We start from the raw sequence: 6,067 nt of genomic DNA, 5'->3' as shown, positions 1-6,067 counted from the left end.
CCGGCGCCGCATGGCTCTGCCGGCTCTTGCGCGATCGGCGCGATATGAGAACATTCCCGGCCGCGTCTTGGCGCATGACGGCCGGATGAAACGGATAGGATCGATTGTGAAGAATTCTGTGTTTTCCTGGCGTGGAACGGTGGCTGGCCTTGGCGGCGGCCTGTTGTTGATCGCCAACGCTTCGGCGGACGAGGCCTGCGGCCTGTGCGTCAAGCAGATCGTCACCAACTCGGAACTGGCGACGTGTTTTCTCGATCAGTACGACCAGTTCGCCAAAAGCGGCAGCGACGCCGTTGTCGTCGATCTCAGCAACTGCGCCTCGCGCGGCGCCGTCGAAGCCTTGCCGTCACCGAACAAGGGGGCGGCGGAGCCTGACGTGCAGTTCATGATTTCGCGCCTGCAACTGGAATGCCTGAAACGGAAGCTGGAGACGCCGGGCATCGTGCTGGATCCCTCCGCCACCATTGAACTGGACAGCTGCGGATGAAGAAGCCAACGGGCAACACCAGGCAGACAGCAGCCGCCGCAAAGGCGCCGGCCGGCAAACCCGCGCTGGCGGAAACCACCGAAGGTTTCCCTTGGCCAAGCGCCCACGAGATCAAGAAGGAGAGCAACCCCTTCACCGACCGCGACTGGCGCATGCTGGTCTATGCCTGGTCGGGCATGGCCGTGCGTCTCGCCATCATCTTCACCCTGATGTTCTCGGTCTACCAGTTCCTGGCCAACCAGGAGCAGAAGCGCGTCGAGCAGACCATGTCGCTTGTCGAACTCTGGGAAAACAAGGACTACCAGCAGGCGCAGCGCGCGCTGAAAGATCGTCTGACCGCGCTTAACGCCAAATATGACAATCTGCTCAGCGCCAACCCCTCGCCAACCGAGGAGCAGGTGTTCCGGCAACGGATCGGCATCGAGGCGATGACCGCCTCCGGCGGCGACATGCCGCTCGCCGATTTCAGCGAGAATTTCGATCGCATCGTCTATTTCCTCAACCGGCTGTCATTCTGCATCGACGGCGATTTGTGTTCGCGCAAAGTGACCGATGCTTATTTCCGTGACTATGCCGTCTCTTTCTGGAGCTATTTTGCCGGCTACATAGACAAGCAGCGCAAGGCGGGTTCTCCCACTTTCGCTTCGGCGATCGAGACCTATGTGCGCAATGGGCCGCCCACGGCCGAAGCCAAATAGCGGCGCGAAAAAGGCGGCGGGATTGCGCCGCCGCCTTTGTCTCCACCGCGAATGCGCAGCGATTATTTATACAGGCTGTTGATCCACTGGACGTTGGCAGCATTCAGGCGCACGGCGGTGTTCGCGTCGGGGCTTTCCGCCACGTTGACACCGGTGACGATGCGCTGCTTGGCCTTGTTGTCGTAGGCATAGACCGAACTGCCGCTCGACCCTGGGAACGTATCGCAGTCGTACTGGAAATATTCCGGCGCGATGTTTTCGGCATGCACTTCGCAGTTTGCCTTCCACATCGTGCCCATCGGCTTGTCGCCGGGATAGCCAACGAGATTGGCGGTGAAGTCGCCAAGATCGTCATAGTTCGCATAGCCCAGCCAGCCGAGATTGGTGCCGACATCCTGCTTTAGCGTGACGATGCCGAGATCCCACAGCAGGACCGAACCATAATAACCCTGGTAGTTGTCGATGAAGCCTTGCAGCACATAGGCGCTTTCGAAGGCGAAGGCGCCGAACGGTGCGTCGTCGGCCGTGCTGCCGTTCAGCCCCGGCACGAACAGATAGTCGGAGAGCCAATCCTTGTCCTCATGGCTGTAGAGGCAGTGCGCGGCGGTGAGCACCGTGCGCGGGCCGATCAGCGTTGCCGAACAGCTGCCGAAGCTGCCCGTCTTCGGCGATTTGGCTTCGAGATAGCCGATTGCCGAGAACGGATAGGTCTTGGTGTTCTTGACCTGCTCGCGATCGTCGGTGCCGAAGACCTGACGGCCGGCTTCGCCTTCGCCGAGGTCCGGATCCTCGGTCTTGCGCTCGGCCCCGTCTTTTCCGGTGGCCGGAGCGTTCAGTTCCTTGATGATAAGCTCCCGCAGCGCTTCGCTCGGCTCGATCTTGATCTCCTTGCCATCGGCGGACCGTCCGACGACGCCGTAGGATTTGACAGCCGTTGCCTCGTCGGCAAGCGGCGCGGCGCGGCTGTCTTCGTCGGTCAGCTTAGGTGGCGCGATTGGCTTTGCCCGCCCGGGCTTGTAGTCGCCTGAAGTCACGTCGCGCGCGCTTTCGCCATTGCCGGCACTGGCGGAGCCAGGATCGGCGGCGAAAACCGGGACCGTCCACATTGCGGTGGAAAGCAATGCGGACACAATGAGTGCGTTTGTCAGTTTTGTCATGGTGAGACTCTCCCAAAAGTCAGCAAGGACTGGATCAAGATACAGAAATATTGTCGAGATCGTGGTGGCGTCGAAAAAGGATTTTGGTTACCGCACTTGAAATTTGACCATCGCCTATGCGGTCGGTCAAAGCCCCCGCCAAAGACACCCGGGCGGATATATTGCCTAAATTAATACAACATTGGAATGACAATTAGCTTCCACATAGCCCGTGGGGGGCTATAGGGTTTTGAACGGGGTCTGCACAGGAACGCGATACGCGAAGCAGTGCCTGACTTGGTGTCCCTGCCGTGCCGCTGCAACGAAAGCTGCGCGGCCTGACCACCAGTCTGAGGCTTGCTTTGTTGATCATGCGCCGGGGCTGGTCCGCTCGGGTACATATCAGGAGGGCTTCAGATGAACATCATCCATCGGTTCAGGCCGATCGCCGCTGCATCGCTGCTCGGCATCGCAGCCGCCCTTGCGGCAGCCAATTCCACCCAGGCCGACGAAGCAGTCGCCCGACCGGAGGCAGCGGTCTCGCCAATGAAGCGCGTGACGGAAGCCAGGGCGAAAGCCGCGGCGGAGAACCCCGACGCAGCCGACCGCGTCTATGGCGGCAACCAGGCCGAAAAGGGAGCCTATCCGTTCCAGGTCGCGCTGCTCACCACCGACAGGCTGGACGAGAACCCGGCCTCGCAGGCCAACGCCCAATTCTGCGGCGGCAGCCTGATCGCGCCGCAATGGGTGCTGACGGCAGCACACTGCCTCAACGACAAGGGTCAGCCGGTTTCGCCGGAGAGCGTCACCGTGCTGACCGGTGCAACCGATCTCAGCGAGGGCAAGCGCCACAAGGTGGTGGAGGTCATCGTCAACGAAGCCTACAGCGAGCAAACGCTCGACAACGATCTCGCCCTGCTCCGGCTTGCCGAACCGGCCGACGCGCCGACCATCAAGGTCGCCCATGAGGCAACCCCCGACACCGGCAAGACGACCGTCACCGGCTGGGGCAAGATGCAGGACGGCACCTTTCCGACCACGCTGATGGTTGTCGATCTCGATCTGCAGCCGAACCAGGCCTGCAACAGCGGCATCAAGGCCATCTATGCGCGTGATCTGAAGGCAGCGCTCGGTGATCTGTCCCGCCGTATGCGCTATTCGGAAAAAGGCATCGACGCGGCAGCCAATGCGATCGCCGCCGACATGACCGACCCGCTGACCGGCAACATGATCTGCGCCGGCACCACCAGCGGCGTGCGCGATGCCTGCAACGGCGACAGCGGCGGCCCGCTGTTCATGACCGGTGCCGAAGGCCCGGTCCAGGTCGGCGTCGTCAGCTGGGGCGAAGGCCCGGCTGACGGCAGTGCGGCGTGCGGCCACAAGGAGGCCTACGGCATCTACACGCGGCTGGCCAACTACACCGGCTGGATCGAGGCGAAGATGAAGACCTCGGCTCCGGCGCCGGCAAAGCCCAAGGCGGGACTGGGCACCGCCCAGAAACCGAAAACGCCCTGAAGCAGCGCTGTTCGCTTTCAAGCAAAACGGCGGGAGAGGTTCCCGCCGTTTTGCTTGCCGGCTTATCGAGAGGACTTATTTTCGCGGCGGGCCTTTGCGCTCGGCGGAAGCCGCCCACAGATTAATGTCGGATTCGCGCGCATAGGTGTCGATCTCGGCGAGTTCGGCATCGCTGAAATCGAGCACCTTGAGCGCGCCGACGCAGTCCTCGACCTGCTCCGGCCGGCTGGCGCCGATCAGCGCCGATGTCACCCTGCCCTTGCGCAGCACCCAGGCCAGCGCCATCTGCGCCAGCGTCTGCCCGCGCTTGCCGGCGATGGCGTCGAGCGCCTTGATGTTGGCGATGGTCTTGTCGTTGATGAAGGCTGTCTTCAGCGACTTGCCCTGGGAGGCACGGCTGCCATCGGGAATGCCGCCGAGATACTTGTTGGTCAGCATGCCTTGCGCCAGCGGCGAGAACACGATGGAGCCGACGCCGAGCCCTTCGAGCGTGTCGAGCAAGCCATCTTCCTCCACCCAGCGGTTCAGCATCGAATAGCTCGGCTGGTGGATGACGCAAGGCGTGCCAAGCTGCTTCAAGATATCGGCGGCCTCGCGTGTGCGCTGCGAATTGTAGGACGAGATGCCGGCATAGAGCGCCTTGCCCGAGCGCACGGCATGGTCGAGCGCGCCCATGGTCTCTTCCAGCGGCGTGTCGGGGTCGAAACGATGCGAATAGAAGATATCGACATAGTCGAGCCCCATGCGCTTCAGGCTCTGGTCGAGGCTGGCCAGAATGTATTTGCGCCCGCCCCATTCGCCGTAGGGTCCGGCCCACATCTCGTAGCCGGCCTTCGTCGAGATGATCAGCTCGTCGCGGTAGGCGGCGAAGTCGGTGCGCAGGATTTCACCGAAAGCGGTCTCGGCCGAGCCGGGTGGCGGACCGTAATTGTTGGCAAGGTCGAAATGCGTGATGCCGAGGTCGAAGGCCTTGCGCGCGATCGCCTGCTTGGTCCTGTGCGGCGTGTCGTTGCCGAAATTATGCCACAGGCCGAGCGAGATTGCCGGCAGCTTCAGGCCGGAGCGGCCACAGCGGTTGTAGACCATTTTCTCGTAGCGGTTTTCGGCGGGCGTATAGGGCATCGGAAAATCCTCAAATGGAAGCGAGCCAGGCTACTGCCATCGCGACAACGCGGGCGAGTCGGCTTTGCCCCTCACCTTTACCCTCTCCCCGCCGGAACGGGGAGAGGGTTGAGGTATCTGCCTACTTCTTCTTCGCCAAAAGGTCCTTGGCTTGCTTGACGCCGAGGGCTGCCGGCCGTTCGCAGGTGGTCTGCATGGCGACGAACTTGCCGGTTTCGCCGGAGCGCAACAGCCCGGTCATCACGTCGACGGCGTGCAGCGCCAGCTCCATCGAACAGCGATGCGGTCGGCCTTCCGCGATCGCCACTGCCATGTCGGCGAGGCCCGATGTGCGGTAGTTGGCCATCATGCCTTGCGAATGCATCTCGTTGGGCACGCCGAACGGATGCGGCCAGTTCGGCAGCTTCTTGACCGGCTTGGCCGCGTCGGTGAAGCGAACGTCACCACCGAAGAAGTTCGGGTCCGGCACGAACACCGTACCCGCCTCGCCATAGAGTTCCATCGGCGCGTGGCCGTGGGCCCAGACGTCCCAGCTGGTGTTGAGCGTTATAACGGCACCGTTCTCGAACTCCAGCAGCCCATGAATGGTCGTCGGCGTGTTGACCGGTATCTTTTCACCCGCGCGCGGCTTTGAACTGATCGTCCGCTCCTTGGCCGGCGTCGTCGCGAAGGCCGCGACCTGTTTCACCGGTCCGATCAGCTGGATCAGATTGGTGATGTAGTAAGGCCCGATATCGAGCACGGGACCGGCGCCCGGCTGGAAGAAGAAATCCGGATTGGGATGCCAATGCTCCATGCCGTGGCCCATGACATGGCAGGTACCGCTCGTGACCTTGCCAAGCTTGCCGGTGTCGATCAGGTTGCGCACCAGTTGGTGCGCGCCGCCGAGGAAAGTGTCTGGCGCCGAGCCGATCCGCAGGCCCTTTTTCTCCGCCCGCTTCTTAAGGTCGAGCCCTTCCTTGACCGACAGCACGAACGGCTTTTCCGAATAGACGTGCTTGCCGGCGTCGAGGATCTGCTTCGATACTTCGTAGTGCACCGCCGGGATGGTCAGGTTGACGATGATGTCGATGTCGTCGGCCTTGAGCAGGTCTTCGACGGTCTCGGCG

At 62.3% G+C, this 6,067-nt stretch carries 6 protein-coding genes; 3 read left to right on the top strand and 3 right to left on the bottom strand.

Annotation, left to right across the window (positions count from 1 at the left end):
• On the top strand, nucleotides 1-487 hold a 487-nt coding region (locus EN964_RS21355; protein ID WP_245490680.1), incomplete at its 5' end, for a hypothetical protein.
• On the top strand, nucleotides 484-1,185 hold the full coding sequence (locus EN964_RS21350; protein WP_127272138.1) for a hypothetical protein: 702 nt from the start codon (nucleotides 484-486) through the stop codon (nucleotides 1,183-1,185). The genes EN964_RS21355 and EN964_RS21350, both read left to right, overlap by 4 nt.
• 62 nt (nucleotides 1,186-1,247) lie before the next feature.
• Here the strand turns inward: EN964_RS21350 and EN964_RS21345 are convergent, their stop codons facing one another.
• The gene (locus EN964_RS21345) at nucleotides 1,248-2,342 is read right to left on the bottom strand and encodes a serine protease (protein WP_127271446.1); all 1,095 of its coding nucleotides are present in this window, start codon (nucleotides 2,340-2,342) and stop codon (nucleotides 1,248-1,250) included.
• Between the two features lie 396 nt (nucleotides 2,343-2,738).
• Here EN964_RS21345 and EN964_RS21340 point away from each other — a divergent pair, with 396 nt between their 5' ends.
• A complete protein-coding gene (locus EN964_RS21340; RefSeq protein ID WP_127272136.1) occupies nucleotides 2,739-3,836 on the top strand; it encodes a serine protease in 1,098 nt (365 codons plus the stop codon).
• A gap of 75 nt (nucleotides 3,837-3,911) precedes the next feature.
• Here the strand turns inward: EN964_RS21340 and mgrA are convergent, their stop codons facing one another.
• Both mgrA and EN964_RS21330 read right to left on the bottom strand, forming a co-directional pair.
• Nucleotides 3,912-4,958 carry an L-glyceraldehyde 3-phosphate reductase gene (mgrA, locus tag EN964_RS21335; protein WP_127268557.1) on the bottom strand — a complete coding sequence of 349 codons (1,047 nt, stop codon included), beginning with the start codon at nucleotides 4,956-4,958 and terminating at the stop codon, nucleotides 3,912-3,914.
• 121 nt (nucleotides 4,959-5,079) lie between these two features.
• Nucleotides 5,080-6,067, bottom strand: a 988-nt coding sequence (locus EN964_RS21330) for a Gfo/Idh/MocA family protein (RefSeq protein ID WP_164775914.1), incomplete at its 5' end; no start/stop codon positions are given.

The organism is Mesorhizobium sp. M7A.F.Ca.CA.001.10.2.1 (assembly GCF_003998575.1).
Classification (GTDB): Bacteria; Pseudomonadota; Alphaproteobacteria; order Rhizobiales; family Rhizobiaceae; genus Mesorhizobium.
This window is presented reverse-complemented; position numbering and strand designations above follow the sequence as displayed.

What these genes read in the sequence shown, in the direction of transcription:
- EN964_RS21350 (WP_127272138.1), top strand. Translation starts at nt 484, where the DNA reads ATGAAGAAGCCAACGGGCAACACCAGGCAGACAGCAGCCGCCGCAAAG.
- EN964_RS21345 (WP_127271446.1), bottom strand. Translation starts at nt 2,342, where the DNA reads ATGACAAAACTGACAAACGCACTCATTGTGTCCGCATTGCTTTCCACC.
- EN964_RS21340 (WP_127272136.1), top strand. Translation starts at nt 2,739, where the DNA reads ATGAACATCATCCATCGGTTCAGGCCGATCGCCGCTGCATCGCTGCTC.
- mgrA (WP_127268557.1), bottom strand. Translation starts at nt 4,958, where the DNA reads ATGCCCTATACGCCCGCCGAAAACCGCTACGAGAAAATGGTCTACAAC.